Raw genomic sequence first — 15,439 nt, 5'->3', positions numbered from 1 at the left:
GGTTACTGCCAGTTAAGAATAACCTTGCCCGATTCTCCAGACCCCATGGTATCGAAGCCTGCCTGGAACTCGTCCACAGAGAACTGATGGGTAATAATCGGGGACAGGTCCAGACCGGACTGAATCAGGCTGGCCATTTTGTACCAGGTCTCGAACATCTCCCGCCCGTAAATGCCCTTCAGGATCAGGCCTTTGAAAATGACCTGGCTCCAGTCGATGGCCATCTCGCCCGGTGGAATGCCGAGCATGGCGATCTTGCCACCGTGGTTCATTGCAGAGAGCATGTCCCGGAAAGCCACGGCGACACCGGACATCTCCAGGCCCACATCAAAGCCCTCGGTCATACCGATATCTTTCATAACATCGGGTAGCTTTTCCTTGCTGACATTCACGGTGCGCGTCGCGCCCATTTTCTTAGCCAGCTCCAGTCGGTAATCGTTGATATCCGTAATCACCACATGGCGCGCACCGACGTGGCGGGCCACTGCCGCGGCCATGATGCCGATGGGGCCGGCTCCGGTGATCAGTACATCTTCGCCAACCAGGTCAAACGAAAGCGCGGTGTGCACTGCGTTGCCGAAGGGGTCGAAAATGGAGGCCAGTTCATCGGAAATATTGTCCGGAATCTTGAACGCGTTCAGTGCTGGAATAACCAGGTACTCGGCAAATGCGCCCTGGCGATCGACGCCCACACCGTAGGTGTTGCGGCACAGGTGGCGCCGGCCCGCGCGGCAGTTGCGACAGTGGCCGCAGGTGATATGGCCTTCACCACTCACTCGATCGCCCACTTTGAATCCGGCCACTTCCTGGCCCATGCCGACGACTTCACCCACGTATTCGTGGCCCACAACCATGGGCACCGGGATGGTCTTTTGCGACCACTCGTCCCAGTTGTATATGTGCATGTCGGTGCCGCAGATCGCGGTTTTGCGAATCTTGATCAGCAGGTCGTTGTGGCCGGGCTCCGGAACCTCGACATCGGTCATCCAGATGCCGGGCTCGGACTTGAGTTTGGATAATGCTTTCATAACTGCTCAGATAATCTCGAGTTCTTTACCGACTTCAATAAACGCATCGATGCAGCGGTCAAGCTGCTCACGGGTGTGCGCGGCGGACATCTGTGTGCGGATGCGGGCCTGCCCCTTGGGCACGACGGGATAGAAGAAGCCGACCACGTAGATGCCTTTTTCCAGCATCTTGTCGGCCATTTTCTGGGCCAGTGCGGCGTCGCCAATCATCACCGGAATGATGGCGTGGTCGGCACCGGCGAGGGTGAAGCCCGCTTCGGTCATGCGCTTGCGGAAATACTCGGAATTCTCCTGCAGCTGCTCGCGCAGCTCGCCGCCCTCTACCAGCATGTCGAGCACTTTCAGAGAGGCAGTGACGATGGCCGGGGCCACGGAGTTGGAAAACAGGTAGGGGCGCGAGCGCTGGCGCAGCAGGTCGATGATTTCCTTACGACCGGAGGTGAAACCACCGGAGGCGCCACCGAGAGCCTTGCCGAGGGTGCCGGTGATGATATCGACGCGTTCGATCACGTCGCAGTATTCGTGGGTGCCACGGCCGTGCTGGCCGAGGAAACCAACGGCGTGGGAGTCGTCCACCATGACCAGTGCATTGTACTTGTCAGCCAGGTCGCAGATGCCTTTGAGGTCGGCGATGACGCCGTCCATGGAGAAAACGCCGTCGGTGGCGATCAGTTTGGTTTTTGCTCCGGCGGCGTCGGCCGCTTTCAGCTGCTCTTCAAGGTCGGCCAGGTCATTGTTGGCATAGCGGAAGCGCTTGGCTTTACACAGGCGCACGCCATCGATGATGGAGGCGTGGTTGAGGGCATCGGAGATGATCGCATCATCCGGCCCGAGCAGGGTTTCGAACAGGCCGCCGTTGGCGTCGAAACAGGAGGTGTAAAGGATGGTGTCTTCGGTCTGCAGGAATTCCGAGAGGCGGGACTCCAGTGCCTTGTGAATATCCTGGGTGCCGCAGATAAAGCGTACGGAAGCCATGCCAAAGCCGTACTGGTCGAGGCCTTCTTTGGCGGCTTCGATCAGGTCGGGGTGGTTGGCCAGCCCAAGGTAGTTGTTGGCGCAGAAGTTGAGGACCTGGTCTTCGTTGTTGACCTGGATCTCGGCGGCCTGCTGTGAGGTGATGATGCGCTCGCGCTTGTAGAGACCGTCGGCCTCAATCTGTTTCAGTTCATCACGCAGGTGCTGGAAAAATTGCTCGGGCTTGGACATGGCGTTGTTATTGGCTCCTGTAGTGCTTTTGGCAATCGGAAACTAAAGCAGGCATGAACAGCTTTGGTGGCGGTGCCGCTACCGGGTGCTTCCTTGTGAGACACGCCGTAAACCCATCCATGGGGGCTCGGCTGCGGCCGTCCTGGCCGCAGACGGTCTCACAAGGAAACACCCGGTATCGACACCTTCGCGTAAAGCTCAAAACGTTGACTCACCAACGTTGAAAATTCAGCCGTAAGTGTAGGTTGGGCTCTCTCTTATAACGAGATTACCCATTCGGCCCATCTATTTGGGTTATCCCACCAATTCACAAGCCTTGTGGGCAGTGACCGGTGCGTCGCTGGCGCGGCAGTGGGTAGCGAAGGCCAGCGCGTCTTCCGTTGTGTCGAACAGTAGTTGCCACAGCAGTTCTCGATCACTGCGTTTGACTGCCCGGACGGCCGTTCGGCTGCGCTGTGGGGCAATCTGGATTTCGATAACGTCGGTGCTGGATAGCTGTAATTCGGACATGTTCCCTCCAAAAATTATGGAGGGCTGACGGCGGAAGAGGCGATTCGTCAGTAAAAAATCGCATCCCGGTAGGATTGCAACGCTGGAACCGAGTCGGTTCAGCGAGAGCCCCATCCTCTACACAGGCCGCACATTGTACGTTCCGTGAAGAGAAACCACCTTGCCCCGGTTAGGCAGGTTGGCGTTGGCGTCAGCCACTCTCTTGATGTCGGGAGCAAAGATAGCGATGGCGGAACGGGCAGTCAACAGCGCCGCCGATGTCAGCGGCGCGTCAGGATTTTATGCGGGCAGTTGCACGGATTTCAGTTCAATAAACTCGTCCAGGCCGGCCGCACCAAATTCGCGTCCATTGCCGGAACGCTTCATGCCGCCAAACGGGGCGTCGTAATTGAATTCCCCGCCGTTGACGAAGCAAAGACCGGCTTCGATGCGGCGCACGACGGGCATCGCGGCCTCGGCATCCTTCGCCCACACGCCGCTGGAGAGGCCGTATTCTGTGTCGTTGGCGATGGCGATGGCTTCGTCCATGTCCTTGTAGGGGATCATGCAGGTGACCGGGCCGAAGATTTCTTCGCGGGCGATGGCCATGTCGTTGGTGACGTCGGCGAAGACGGTGGGTTTTACGTAGAAGCCCTGGGCGAAGCCTTCGGGAGTGTCGCTGCCGCCGGTGACCAGGCGCGCGCCTTCGGCAATGCCCTTGTCGATGCAGCCGCGCACGATATCGCGCTGGCGGGCGGAGGAGAGGGGGCCCATAAAGTCGTCTGCGCCGGTGCCGATGGCAACTTCTTCAGCCACTTTCCTGGCAATTTCGACCGCTTCCTCGTAGCGCTCTGCGGGCACCAGCATACGGGTGAGCGCGGTGCAGGTTTGCCCGCTGTTGATGAATACATCTTCACAGCCCCAGCGCACGGCGGTTTCGAGATCGGCGTCGGGAGTGATGATCAGGGGCGACTTGCCACCCAGTTCCTGGGTCACACGCTTGACCGTGGGCGCTGCGCATTTGGCGACTTCGATACCCGCGCGGGTGGAGCCGGTAAACGACACCATGTCGATATCCACGTGGCTGGAAAGCGCGGCACCCACAATCGGGCCAGCGCCGGGCACCAGGTTGAAGACGCCGGCGGGCAGGCCGGCGGCGTCGATGATTTCCGCCATGACGTAATCCTGCAGCGGTGTGATCTCCGAGGGTTTCTGGATCATGGTGCAACCGGCGGCCAGTGCCGGCGCTACCTTGCCGACGAACTGGTGCAGGGGATAGTTCCACGGGGTGATAAAACCGCACACACCCACGGGCTCTTTCAGCACTACAGAGTGGCCAGCCTGCTCGGTTTGTTCCATGACGGCGGCGCGATCGGCGTAGTAGCGCATGGCGTAGATGGGACCGTCGACATGTAACCACTCGGTGATGTGCGGCGGGCAACCCAGGGCTGCGGATACCGCGTCGATCAGATCCTGCTTGCGCGCTTCCATGCCGTCGGCAATGGCATGCATCAGTGCCTGACGCTTGGCGGCGCGGCTGTGGCGCCACTGTTTGAATGCGGCTTTTGCGGCGGCCACCGCGTCGTCCACGTCATCGAGTGTGCCCTGAATGACGTCGCACAAGGGCTCCTCGGTGGCGGGGTTGATCACCGGGTGCAGGCTGCCACCCTTGGAGTCGCGCCATTCGCCATTGATGTACAGCTGCTTTGTCTTGAGTTGCGTTAAATCCATTGCGTTAATTTCCGATGGTGATTTGTGGCTGGGCCGATGATGCGGCAAAGCGGTATCGGCCGGCAAAATAGGTTCTATTTCTGTTGTGTACTGTTGACCGTCAGGGAGCCGTAATTTCGATCAGTGTCGGCCCCTTGCGGGTAAAGGCATCGGCAATCGCTTTGCCCAGCTGCTCCGGCTGGGTGATACGGCAGCCCTCGGCGCCAAAGGCGCGGGCGAGGGCGACAAAGTCCGGTGCCTGCAGGTTTACACCCTCCTGCTCCACCGCGGCCTCGTCCATAAAATCGCGAATTTCGCCGTAACCGCTGTTGTTCCAGACCAGTATCGGCAGTGACAGTTTCTGTTCCACCGCCGCGGCCAATTCGCCCAGTGTAAACATGATACCGCCGTCGCCAATCAACCCGACCACCGGGCGCGGGCTGGCGAGGGCAGCACCGATGGCTGCGGGCAGGGCGAAACCCAGAGTGCCGTAGCCGGTGGTGCAGGTGAGGTGGCTGCGGGGCTGGTACAGGGGCAATGCGTGGTTTGTGTTGTAGGCCAGCTGGGTGGAGTCGGTAACCAGTACGCCATCGGTGGGCAGCGCATCGCGCAGTGCCTGCACCCAGGGGAAGCGCCCCTCGGAACCGGGCCACCACTCGCTGCGACAGGCGCGCAGCAGTGATTCCACCTCCTCCGCGCTGGACTGGCGACGGGGCTCGCCGGCGTCCGGTACGGCCGCCGAAAGCGCGGTCAATGTTGCCTCCGCATCGGCACAGATGGCGAGATCCGGGCGGGCATTGCACACCAGCTGGGCCGGGTCGATATCCACGCGGATCAACTTGCCACTGAAGTGGTAATTTTCACGGACCAGGTTGCGGTCGGTTTCCGCAAGTTCGGTGGCGACGGCAATCACCACATCGGCGGATTCCACCCGGTCGCGGACACACGCAAAGCTCAGGTTGGCACCACCGCAAAGGGGATGGCGTTCATCTACGATACCTTTTGCGGCGAGGGACTCGAATACCGGTGCCGCGAGTCTGTCCGCGAGCGCGGTGGCCGCCTCGCCGCAGTGCTGGGCGCCGCCACCCAAGAGGATGACGGGGCTTTTGGCCGCGGCCAGCCACTTGCTGGCGGTGCTGATGGCGTCACCCCCGGGGGCCGGCAGGCTCGGGGTCGGTGTGGCGCGGTAATCTTCCAGTTGTCCGGGCATGGGCGCGGGGAACAGGTCGATGGGGATTTCGATATGCACCGGCCCGGGCCGGCCTGCACGCATTACCTGAAATGCGCGGGCAAGGGCGTCTGGCAGCTGCTCGGCGCTGGTCAGCGCATGTTGCCAGATACAGAATGCGCGGCTCACATCTTGCTGGCGGGGCAGCTCGTGCAGGTGGCCACGCCCCATGCCCTGGTCCTCGCGACGGTTTACCGCGCTGATCACCAGCATGGGTATGGAGTCGGAGTAGGCCTGCGCCATGGCGGTGGCGGCATTGGTCACCCCGGGGCCGGTTATCAGAAAACACACACCGGGTTTGCCACTGGCGCGTGCGTAACCGTCGGCCATAAACGCGGCGCCCTGTTCGTGGCGCGGCGTGATATGGGTCAAGCCACTGCCTGGCAGGCCCCGGTACAGTTCGATGGTGTGGACACCGGGGATACCGAATACAGTGTCGACGTCATACTGGCGCAACAGGTGCATCAGCACCCTGGCGCAGGACGGGTTCTTTGGATTTTGATTTTCTGCCGTTTGCATGGGCGATACCCCGACTCACTCGCTGTGGGTTGTTATCAGATTTGCGACGGAGCGTAGCGGGCGCGAAACTGCCCTGCAAGCGTCCGCAGAGTCTGCGTTTCCGGTGGGAAATACGCTGGATAATTGAGTGTAGTCACAGCCTGTGACGGGGAAAATTGCGCAAATTGGGAATTGGCACGCAACTGCGTAAACTTGCGGTCAGATGTTCCAGGGTTTAATTGTTGAAACAGTGGTAAGGATATGACAGCGATGGAAATTGGTAAGTGGCGGCGGGAATACCTGCAGGGTGGCCTGCAGCGAAGCGAGCTGGCGGACGATCCGATCGGGCAATTTGGCGCCTGGCTGGAGGAGGTGGTAAAGGCGGAAATTTCCGACCCCAGTGCGATGTGCCTGAGCACCGCGGACGCGTCGGGCCAGCCTTCACAGCGCATCGTGCTGCTCAAGGGTTTTGATGCTCGCGGGTTTGTTTTTTACACCAACCTGAAAAGCCAGAAGGCGTGGGACATCACCGCCAACCCCAAAGTGTCACTGCTGTTCCCATGGCATTTTCTCGAGCGCCAGGTGATCGTGCGCGGATCTGTTGAGCAGGTGAGCGACGCGGAAGCAGACGAGTATTTCAGCATCCGTCCGAGGGACAGCCAGATTGCCGCCTGGGCATCCCACCAGAGCGATGCGATCGTTTCCCGGAAAGTGCTCGAGGACAATTTCGAATCCTTCCGTGCGAAATTTGATGGCCAGGATGTGCCGCGGCCGGAGTTCTGGGGAGGGTACCGGGTAGAGCCGCACGCGGTGGAATTCTGGCAGGGGCGTGCTTCCCGGTTACACGACCGCTTTATATACCGGGCTCTGGAAGGTGGAGAGTGGCAGCTGGAACGCCTCAGTCCATAGCGGCTCCTCCCGCCATTCAAAAAAGCGGCCCCACGGGGCCGCTTTTTTATTTCCGCTGTATGCCAACCCGCGTGGATTCAGGCACTGATAAATCGTTGGGTGTGGTAGTCAGTACTGCCGAACAGGTACTGAATACTGGTCAGACGCTTGAACAGGTGCGCAACGTCCAGTTCATCGGTGACGCCAATGCCGCCGTGAATCTGTACAGCTTCCTGTCCTACCTTGCGCGCGGCTTTGCCGATACGGCTTTTGGCTGCAGAAACCGCCTTGGGTGCCACGCCGTTACTCGCATCAAGTTGCATGGCCGCCATCATCAGGATGGAGCGCGCCTGCTGGCACTCGATGAACATGTCCGCCATACGGTGTTGCAGGGCCTGAAAGGTGGAAATAGACACACCGAACTGCTTGCGCGTCTTGGTGTACTCCAGGGTTTTCTCAAGGGCGCTTTCCATCGCACCCACTGCCTCGGCACAGATCGCAACGGTAGCGCGGTCAATGACTTTCTCGACAGCCGGCAGGGCCTCCCCTTCGGCCCCGAGCAGGTTTGCGCGGGGTACGCGGACGTTGTCGAAATAGACTTCGGCGGCGTTGTGGCCATCCACGGTTTTGTAGCTGTTGCGCGTTACGCCCGGGGCGTTGGCATCCACCAGAACCAGGCTGATGCCGTCGGCGCTTTGGCTATCGGTACACACGGAAACCACGAGGGTATCCGCGGCGCCGCCGTTCAGTACCACGGTTTTGTGGCCGCGCAGGAGGAAACTGTCGCCGTCCGGCTCCGCGGTGGTCGCTACATTACCAAGGTCAAAGCGGCTCTGGGGCTCGGCAAAGGCGAATGCGAGCTGCAGGTTCCCTTCCATCAGCGGAAGCAGCCAGTCGTTTTTCTGGGCCTCGCTGCCGGTTTCTGCAATCAGTCCGCCGGCGAGGATTGCGCTGGCAAGCAGGGGCTCAACCACCATGCCTTTGCCAAACTCCTCCATCACCACCATCAGGTCAACGGCCGATCCACCGAGACCGCCATCCTCTTCGGTAAACGGCACCAGTAGCCAGCCCAGTTCGGCAAAGGTCTGCCAGTATTCCCGGTTGAAGGGCGCGCTGCTGGTGACGGTTTTCTGGCGGGTCTCAAAGGCGTAATCCTGCCTGATAAACCGGGTGACACTGTCGCGCAGTAATTGCTGTTCTTCACTGAATGAAAAGTCCATATACGCTTCCTCCGGTTACAGGCCCAGTACGGCCTTGCAGATAATGTTTTTCTGGATTTCGTTACTGCCGCCATAGATGGATGACTTGCGGTTGTTGAAGTAGCGCAGCCAGCTGTTAATCGCGCTATCGCTGCCAACTTTTGCCCCTTCAAAGTCTTCGTCCAGCTGCCACGGCACATAGGGAAGGCCCCCGGTTGCCGCGATTTCTGCATGCAGCTCGTCGATGCTCTGTGCCAGTTCGGTGCCTTTGATCTTCAGGATCGAAGATTCGGGCCCCGGCGCCTGTCCGGTGCGGATTGCGTCCAGGGTGCGCAGCTCGGTGTACTCAAGAGCGAGCAGTTCGATTTCGATCTCGGCAAATTTCTGTGCGAAGGACGGTGTTTCCATCAGAGTGCTGTCGCCATCCGGCGTGGCATTGGCCAGCTCGCGTGCGCGCTGCAACTGGCAGCGGGAATGGGCAACGCGGGCGATATTGGTACGCTCGTGCGTGAGAAGAACCTTGGCGTAGGTCCAGCCTTTGCCTTCCTCGCCAATCCGGTTTTCCACCGGTACACGCACGTTGTCGAAGTGCACCTCGTTCACCTCCCGGTAGCCGTCCAGGGTGAGGATGGGCGACAGGCTGATACCCGGGGTACGCATATCAATCAGTAGAAAACTGATTGCGGTCTGATTTTTTTCCTGTGGGCCACCGGTACGCACCAGGCAAAAAATCCAGTCGGCATATTGGGCCAGTGTGGTCCAGGTTTTGGTCCCGTTGACTATGTAGTGATCGCCGTCGCGTTGAGCGGTCGTTTTCAGGGAGGCAAGGTCGGAGCCGGCATTGGGTTCTGAGTAGCCCTGGCACCACCATACATTGCTGGCCAGAATATCCGGTAGAAAGCGCTGCTTTTGCTCCTCGTTACCAAAGGTGAAAATGACCGGGGCCACCATTTTCATACCGAACGGGGTAACCTCCGGAGCGCCAGCCAGGGCGCATTCGGTTTCGAAAATGTTTTTCTGGGTGGCGGTCCAACCGGTACCACCGTACTCCTTCGGCCAGTTCACCGCGGCCCACCCCTGCTGGTACAGAATTTTTTGCCAGCGCTCACAGTCTTCTTTATCGAGGTGCATGCCTATAAGGCACTTTCGGCGGATATCCTCCGGCAGTTTTTCTTTCAGGAACTGCCGAACCTGATTTCGAAATTCTTGTTCTTCCGGTGTGTACTCGTTATTCACGTTCAGTCTACCCCTGTAATCATTCACTTTGACTGAATTACAGGGTGAACCCGGTGCTGGGGCGGCGCCACTACCGCAGGGGTAATGGCAGGATAGGGCTGAGCTGGGGAATATTCTGTTCCAGCAGTGAGGCTGAAGGCCTGTCGGCCAATACAGGGACGTTCCCGGGATGTATTACCGGAGAGGTTATGGCGTGCTGGTTTATCCCGGCACACACTTGGTACTGTCAGTCGGCTATTGGTGAGATAGATATCTGTTATTTGTCCACCTGATTTGGTACGGCTTGAGAACTGTTACCGTTGGAATCAATTTCACGGGCGCCTGCTACTTCGGCGGTGGTTTGGGAACAAAATCCAACAGATTAGAGGTGTGACGGTAGAGTCATTTTTTTATGAGTGGTTCCCGCGACCTGCGTTTTAGGGGTGCGGGAATAAGTAGGATGAATTACTCATAAAAATAAGCTTTTGTAACGGAAAAACCTCTTGTAGTCTTTCCACTGCCGGAACCGGTATACGGTTCGGCAGAAGACAGCGCGGTTGCTGATCGGGTCGCCAGGTGTAGCGGCGATAAGCGGTACCGGTCGCGGTGGTTCTGTTGCTGGAAATTACATAAAAATAACTCGGTGCAATGGAGAGAAAACATGGGAAGCCAATCTGACGCTTTCAATTCACAATTACTCACAACAAAGACAGTCAATGGCAAGGGCAGGAGCCTGATCCTGGCCTCGGCCTGCTCTTTCGCGGCCATGTCGTTGGCCTGCGGTGTGGGCAGCGCCCACGCGGCAGAGAATTCAATCAATACCCTGCTGGAAGAAGTTGAGGTTGTTGCGCGGAAACGCGGCGATGCCGAACGCCTGCAGGACGTGCCGGTTGCGGCCACCGCCTATTCTGGCGATCAGCTGGAAGCGCTGCAGACCCGCGATCTGGAAAGCCTCGCATTCAAGATGCCCAACGTACAGATGGACGATGCGGGAACCATCAAGAGTACCGCTAACTTCACCGTGCGCGGCCTTGGTGTAAACAGTTCCATTCCCTCCATTGATCCCACCGTCGGTGTCTTCGTCGATGGTATGTACATGGGCATCAACGCCGGTGTGATCCTGGACCTGTTTGACCTGGAGGGTATCGAGGTACTGCGCGGTCCCCAGGGACTGCTGTTCGGTCGCAACGTGACCGGTGGTGCGGTGGTGGTGAAAACCGCGAAGCCCACGGAAGAATTCATGAGTAAAGTGCGGTTTTCAACCACCGCACAAGAGGAAACCAACCTGGCGGCTACCGTTTCCGGCCAGATCAGCGAGTCGGTGAACGGTCGTCTCACCGCCTACTACAGCGACGACAAGGGCTGGTTTGAAAACAAGGCAAACGGCAACGATAACCTCGGCGCCTCTACCACCTGGTTTGTACGCCCGAGTTTTACCGTTGAGATGGGTGAGTCCGCAGATCTGATCGTGCGCCTGGAGTCCGGTCATGTGGACGCGGATGGACCCGTTGGGCAGAACCGCGGGGATTTCTCACCGGCAATTGCTGCCTCGGTAGGCGTGACCAACTGGGATAACAGCGACGACTCCTTTGAAGTAGCGATTGATAACGAAGGTTGGGCAGAGACCGACTGGAACCAGGCTATCGCCGAGTATAACCAGGACGTCGCTTTCGGTAACGGTACCATCACCAATATTCTCGCCTGGCGTGATTACGATACTCTGGGTGAGGGCGATATCGATTCCTTGCCGGTACACCTGTTCCATTCCTACAGCCTGATTGATCAGGAGCAGCTGAGTAACGAACTGCGCTACTCTGGCCGCTTCGGAGCCACTTCTATTACCAGTGGTGTTTACTGGTTTTCCCAGGATCTGAAATATATTGAGGAACGCAACCTGCTGGGTGGCGCACTGGTTATGGCCGGTGGTGGTGTTCAGGATCACACCGCCAAGGGAGTATTCACCCAGGCGGACATCGACCTGAATGAATCCTGGGTGCTGACCCTGGGTGGACGTTACTCCAGTGAGGAAAAAACTGCGGATATCGCCTCGATTATCCCTGGCAATGGTTGTGATCGAGAGGGTTGTGCGGTTTATGACTTCTCTGATACCGAGGAGTGGAGCGCCTTTACTCCGAAAGTGGGTATGCAGTGGCTGCTGAGCGATACAGCACAGGCCTACGCTGTGTGGACCAAGGGTTTCCGCAGCGGTGGCTACAATATGCGAAATACCGCCTTTGGTGAATCGCCGGGACCAACCGACCAGGAAGAGCAGAACAGCTTCGAGATTGGCGCCAAGTCCCAGTGGCTGGATGGGCGTGTGAAAACGAATATGGCCGTGTTCCACAATACCATCGACGACATGCAGCGGGAGGTGAATCTGCCGAGTGCGACCGCCGGGGTGGCACAGCTGATTCGCAACACCGCCAACGCCACCATTCGCGGTGCCGAATTCGAGATGATGGCCGGTTTGTCCGATTCACTGCTGATGACTATGAACCTTGGTTATGTAGATGGTGAGTACGACGATATCTGGCTGGATCTCACCGGTGATGGTGTGGTGGATGGCGCAGATTACGCGCTCGATATCCCGCGTCTCGCCCCTTGGACTTACGGCGTGGGTATGGTGCACGACCTTCAGCTGGGAAGCTGGGGAGCACTGACGTCCCGCATCAACTATAACCACCGCGACGCATCGGCCTACACCGACAACAATGCCGGTATGTTGAGCGAAGTGGAAATGGTGGATTTCAGCATTGGCTTTACTCCGGATTCGGGTAATTACCGCCTGGCCCTGTTCGGCAAGAACATGCTGGACGAGGTGAGCGAGGGTAACGATACTCAGCTGCCTGGCATGCTCGGCCCGGTTACCCTGGGGCCAAACTCCACGTTCACGCCGATCAACCGCGGCCGTATTGTAGGTATCGAGCTAAACTACGAAATCTGATTTTCATCCTCCTCCAGTCTTATCATTTGCCCGGCCTTGAGCCGGGCTTTTTTTCGTCAGCAATTTTGTCGCAGGGGTATTATCCTGTGTGTTTTCGGGCGCCCGGCCCAAGAGCCTTCGCAGGAATGGAGACGAGTAATGCGCTATATCGACTTGCCGGAACACGGCGGACCAGAAAAGATGCAGTTGAAAGAGGGCGCGCGTCCTCAGGCGGGCGACGGGGAGGTGTTGATCCGGGTGGCAGCTGCCGGGGTCAACCGCCCGGATATCGTGCAGCGTGCCGGCTTCTATCCGCCGCCGCCCGGAGCCTCCCCGATACTGGGGCTGGAGGTCGCGGGCGAAGTGATGGCGGTAGGGCCCGGCGTCGCGAATTTCAGTGTGGGCGACATGGTGTGTGCTCTGACAAATGGCGGCGGCTACGCTGAGTATGCCGTGGCGCCGGAGGGACAGTGTCTGCCGGTTCCCGACGGCTTGTCTTTAGTTGAGGCGGCCGCATTACCGGAAACGTTTTTTACCGTCTGGAGCAACCTGATACGCCGTGCAAACCTGACCGCTGGCGAGACCCTGCTGGTTCATGGTGGCTCATCCGGGATCGGTACCGCGGCGATCCAGATAGCCAATGCCATGGGGGTGAAAGTGTTCACCACCGCAGGCAGTGATGAAAAATGCCGCGCCTGTGAACAACTGGGCGCAGCACTGGCGATTAATTACCGGCAGTCGGATTTTGTCGATGCGGTACTGCAGGCGACTGACGGGGAGGGCGTCGATGTGATTCTGGATATGGTCGGTGGCGACTATGTCGACAGGAATATCCGCGCAGCGGCAAAAGACGGCCGTATCGTCAATATCGCGTTTCTCGCCGGCGCCAAGGTGCAAGTCAACATGCTGCCGGTGATGCTCAAGCGGCTGATTCTGACAGGTTCCACCCTGCGGCCGGAACCAGCGGAGGTGAAGGCGGCCATAGCCAGTGACCTGGAAAAGAGGGTTTGGCCCTTGCTGGCCGAGGGCAAGATCCGTCCATTAATAGCGGCCACTTATGCGCTGGAAGACGTGGCGGATGCACATCGGCTGATGGAGTCGAGTAATCATATTGGCAAGATCGTTTTAACGACTTAACAGATACCTGCAGATTTCCATGCTCAGCTGCGGCGCCCTTGGCAATATCACCGGTGGCCACGTTGGTGTACGCCTTATAGAGGTTGCTGATCTTGCGCACATATGCGACGGGCTCTGAGCCGCGGACATAGCCGTAGCGCGCTTTTTGAAAGTAACGTGGCTCGGAAAGCTTGAGCATCGCCACCTCCACATTACCGAACCATTTTCCTGGGTCGAGCCCGAGCTTTTCTGCAAGGCGTTGCGCATCGAACAGGTGACCGATACCGGCATTGTAGGACGCAAGTGTGAACCACAGCTGTTCACTAGCGGGCAGGGGTGCTTTAAATCGATTTCGAACCCATTCCAAATATTTGATACCCGCTTTGACGTTTTTTTCCGGGTCAAACAGGGGAGGCGGGTAGCCCATATCCTCACCCGTGCGCGGCATTACCTGCAAGAGCCCCTGGGCGCCAACCGGAGATACCGCCCTGGGGTTGAAGTTACTTTCCTGCCACATCTGAGCGACAATCAAGCGCCAGTCAAAGTTGTGCTCCAGCGCATACACCTGGACAAGGTGATCGTAAGGGGAAAGCGCCTCGCCGGGAATGACTCGTGCAGAAATTTTTTGCACCAGATGCTTATCGGGCTCGAAGTAGGCTGCCAGTAGTTTGTCGAATTCTTCACTTTTACTGAATCGCTTGAGGAATCGGTCCACCTCGCGTAAGAGGTCTTTATTCCCCCGTTTGATCATCCAGCCCTGTGATCGTCCTTCGCTGACTTGCAGGCCGATGACCAGTTCAGGGCGCAGAGCCGCCTGAATATCCGCGATATAGCCATCTTCGATGGTCGCCTCGAACTCGCCCTTGGCGACCTTGTTTAAAACCTGCTCAAATGACATGTCAGCAGGTGCTATCTGAATGTTTATATCGATACCGTGCTCGCGCAATGTACGAGCGGTTTCAATGAAAGAGGAATAGGCGCGTAGCGTGATGGTTCGCCCCTCCAGATCGGCGAGAGTTTCAATCTGGGGCAGCTGGCGGTTGCTGATGATCTTCTCGGTGGTCTCTATAAACGGGATACTGAACATTACGCCGCGGTCAATGCGTTCCTGAGTAATCGTCGTCGACGCCCCGGCAATATCGGCGCGACCGTCAGCGACCCAGTCCACAAGGTCCTCTTCATTGGGAACCACCACGACTTGCAATTGCAGTTTATGCTTGTCTGCAAAGGCTTTCGCCATATCGTAGTCAAAGCCACGCAGAACGCCTTTCCACAGGTAATAGCTGGTAGGGCCGTTGTAGGTTGCGAAGCGCAGAACGCCCGACTTCTTGATGGCATACCAGTGGGATGTACGTTCAGGTACTGCAGTGATAAGAGTCCGGGTCAGGAAGTTGTCGATGCGATTCTTTAACCGGACAGAGTCCTTGCGTATTGCCCAGGCGATGTTTTCCGGAGGACTCACGGTGACACCAATTTTTAAATCGTCGCGGTACTTGAGCGTCTCCTCGGCGAGATTTTTGTGCAGGATGGTGACCGCGTTGTTGCCGTTAGCGACCATGTCAAACAGCGTGTCCCGTTCATCGGTCAGATATACTTCGCGAACCGACAGGTTGGCCTCAGGATACTGGGCAACGATCTCATGGGCTTTTTCAGCGTAAGTGCTGCCTGCCAAAACTATCAATTCCGTGCCGGCCAGATTTTCAACACTGCTGATGTCTGGGCCATTTTTTCCGGACACCAGCACATCGGAAGTTTGCAACACGGGTATGGTGAACTCGACGATCTCCTGGCGCTGTGGTGTAATACTGATGTTTTCTGCGACCACATCCACTTCGCCATTTATTACCATCCTCAGGGCCTGTTCCGGTGTCTGGGCGACAAACCAGCGTGTGCTCAGTCCGATTTTGGTGGCGAAGTCTTCGGCCATTTGCCGGTGTGT

General features: G+C 58.1%; 10 protein-coding genes, 1 pseudogene and 1 riboswitch. Of the genes and pseudogenes, 3 read left to right on the top strand and 8 right to left on the bottom strand.

The features are described from left to right. Positions 1 to 2: 2 nt before the first annotated feature. The 5 genes from tdh to GTQ55_RS11640 all read right to left on the bottom strand — a co-directional run bounded on the left by tdh (position 3) and on the right by GTQ55_RS11640 (position 6,180). The gene (tdh, locus tag GTQ55_RS11660; RefSeq protein WP_161858891.1) at positions 3 to 1,028 is read right to left on the bottom strand and encodes an L-threonine 3-dehydrogenase; all 1,026 of its coding nucleotides are present in this window, start codon (positions 1,026 to 1,028) and stop codon (positions 3 to 5) included. Between the two features lie 6 nt (positions 1,029 to 1,034). Further along, a complete protein-coding gene (locus GTQ55_RS11655) occupies positions 1,035 to 2,234 on the bottom strand; it encodes a glycine C-acetyltransferase (protein WP_161858890.1) in 1,200 nt (399 codons plus the stop codon). Between the two features lie 294 nt (positions 2,235 to 2,528). Continuing rightward, entirely contained in the window at positions 2,529 to 2,744 is a 216-nt protein-coding gene (locus GTQ55_RS11650; protein WP_161858889.1) for a hypothetical protein, read from the bottom strand. A gap of 83 nt (positions 2,745 to 2,827) precedes the next feature. Next, positions 2,828 to 2,958, bottom strand: a riboswitch (SAM-I-IV-variant riboswitch). A 65-nt stretch (positions 2,959 to 3,023) separates the two neighbouring features. Next, on the bottom strand, positions 3,024 to 4,454 hold the full coding sequence (locus tag GTQ55_RS11645) for an aldehyde dehydrogenase family protein (protein ID WP_161858888.1): 1,431 nt from the start codon (positions 4,452 to 4,454) through the stop codon (positions 3,024 to 3,026). Between the two features lie 100 nt (positions 4,455 to 4,554). Continuing rightward, the gene (locus tag GTQ55_RS11640; RefSeq protein WP_161858887.1) at positions 4,555 to 6,180 is read right to left on the bottom strand and encodes a 5-guanidino-2-oxopentanoate decarboxylase; all 1,626 of its coding nucleotides are present in this window, start codon (positions 6,178 to 6,180) and stop codon (positions 4,555 to 4,557) included. A gap of 249 nt (positions 6,181 to 6,429) precedes the next feature. On the opposite strand from GTQ55_RS11640, the gene pdxH reads away from it, so the two are divergent. Continuing rightward, positions 6,430 to 7,068, top strand: coding sequence for a pyridoxamine 5'-phosphate oxidase (gene pdxH / locus GTQ55_RS11635; RefSeq protein ID WP_161860133.1), 639 nt, complete (start codon positions 6,430 to 6,432; stop codon positions 7,066 to 7,068). A gap of 77 nt (positions 7,069 to 7,145) precedes the next feature. Here the strand turns inward: pdxH and GTQ55_RS11630 are convergent, their stop codons facing one another. Next, on the bottom strand, positions 7,146 to 8,267 hold the full coding sequence (locus tag GTQ55_RS11630) for an acyl-CoA dehydrogenase family protein (protein WP_161858886.1): 1,122 nt from the start codon (positions 8,265 to 8,267) through the stop codon (positions 7,146 to 7,148). Between the two features lie 15 nt (positions 8,268 to 8,282). Next, positions 8,283 to 9,482 (bottom strand): acyl-CoA dehydrogenase family protein, encoded by a 1,200-nt coding sequence (locus GTQ55_RS11625; RefSeq protein ID WP_161858885.1) that lies wholly within the window; start codon positions 9,480 to 9,482, stop codon positions 8,283 to 8,285. 640 nt (positions 9,483 to 10,122) lie between these two features. On the opposite strand from GTQ55_RS11625, the gene GTQ55_RS11620 reads away from it, so the two are divergent. Further along, positions 10,123 to 12,405 (top strand): TonB-dependent receptor, encoded by a 2,283-nt coding sequence (locus GTQ55_RS11620; protein WP_161858884.1) that lies wholly within the window; start codon positions 10,123 to 10,125, stop codon positions 12,403 to 12,405. Between the two features lie 138 nt (positions 12,406 to 12,543). Then, positions 12,544 to 13,521, top strand: coding sequence for an NAD(P)H-quinone oxidoreductase (locus GTQ55_RS17965; RefSeq protein ID WP_161858883.1), 978 nt, complete (start codon positions 12,544 to 12,546; stop codon positions 13,519 to 13,521). Between the two features lie 286 nt (positions 13,522 to 13,807). Here GTQ55_RS17965 and GTQ55_RS11610 read toward each other — a convergent pair. Continuing rightward, positions 13,808 to 15,427 (bottom strand): annotated as a pseudogene (locus GTQ55_RS11610) (transporter substrate-binding domain-containing protein); the annotation flags it as partial. Positions 15,428 to 15,439: the final 12 nt, after the last annotated feature.

The sequence above is a fragment of the Microbulbifer hydrolyticus genome, from assembly GCF_009931115.1.
Taxonomy (GTDB): domain Bacteria; phylum Pseudomonadota; class Gammaproteobacteria; order Pseudomonadales; family Cellvibrionaceae; genus Microbulbifer; species Microbulbifer hydrolyticus.
This window is presented reverse-complemented; position numbering and strand designations above follow the sequence as displayed.

Excerpts from the sequence above, each read along its gene's own strand:
- tdh (WP_161858891.1), bottom strand. The coding sequence starts at position 1,028 with ATGAAAGCATTATCCAAACTCAAGTCCGAGCCCGGCATCTGGATGACC.
- GTQ55_RS11655 (WP_161858890.1), bottom strand. The coding sequence starts at position 2,234 with ATGTCCAAGCCCGAGCAATTTTTCCAGCACCTGCGTGATGAACTGAAA.
- GTQ55_RS11650 (WP_161858889.1), bottom strand. The coding sequence starts at position 2,744 with ATGTCCGAATTACAGCTATCCAGCACCGACGTTATCGAAATCCAGATT.
- GTQ55_RS11645 (WP_161858888.1), bottom strand. The coding sequence starts at position 4,454 with ATGGATTTAACGCAACTCAAGACAAAGCAGCTGTACATCAATGGCGAA.
- GTQ55_RS11640 (WP_161858887.1), bottom strand. The coding sequence starts at position 6,180 with ATGCAAACGGCAGAAAATCAAAATCCAAAGAACCCGTCCTGCGCCAGG.
- pdxH (WP_161860133.1), top strand. The coding sequence starts at position 6,430 with ATGGAAATTGGTAAGTGGCGGCGGGAATACCTGCAGGGTGGCCTGCAG.
- GTQ55_RS11630 (WP_161858886.1), bottom strand. The coding sequence starts at position 8,267 with ATGGACTTTTCATTCAGTGAAGAACAGCAATTACTGCGCGACAGTGTC.
- GTQ55_RS11620 (WP_161858884.1), top strand. The coding sequence starts at position 10,123 with ATGGGAAGCCAATCTGACGCTTTCAATTCACAATTACTCACAACAAAG.
- GTQ55_RS17965 (WP_161858883.1), top strand. The coding sequence starts at position 12,544 with ATGCGCTATATCGACTTGCCGGAACACGGCGGACCAGAAAAGATGCAG.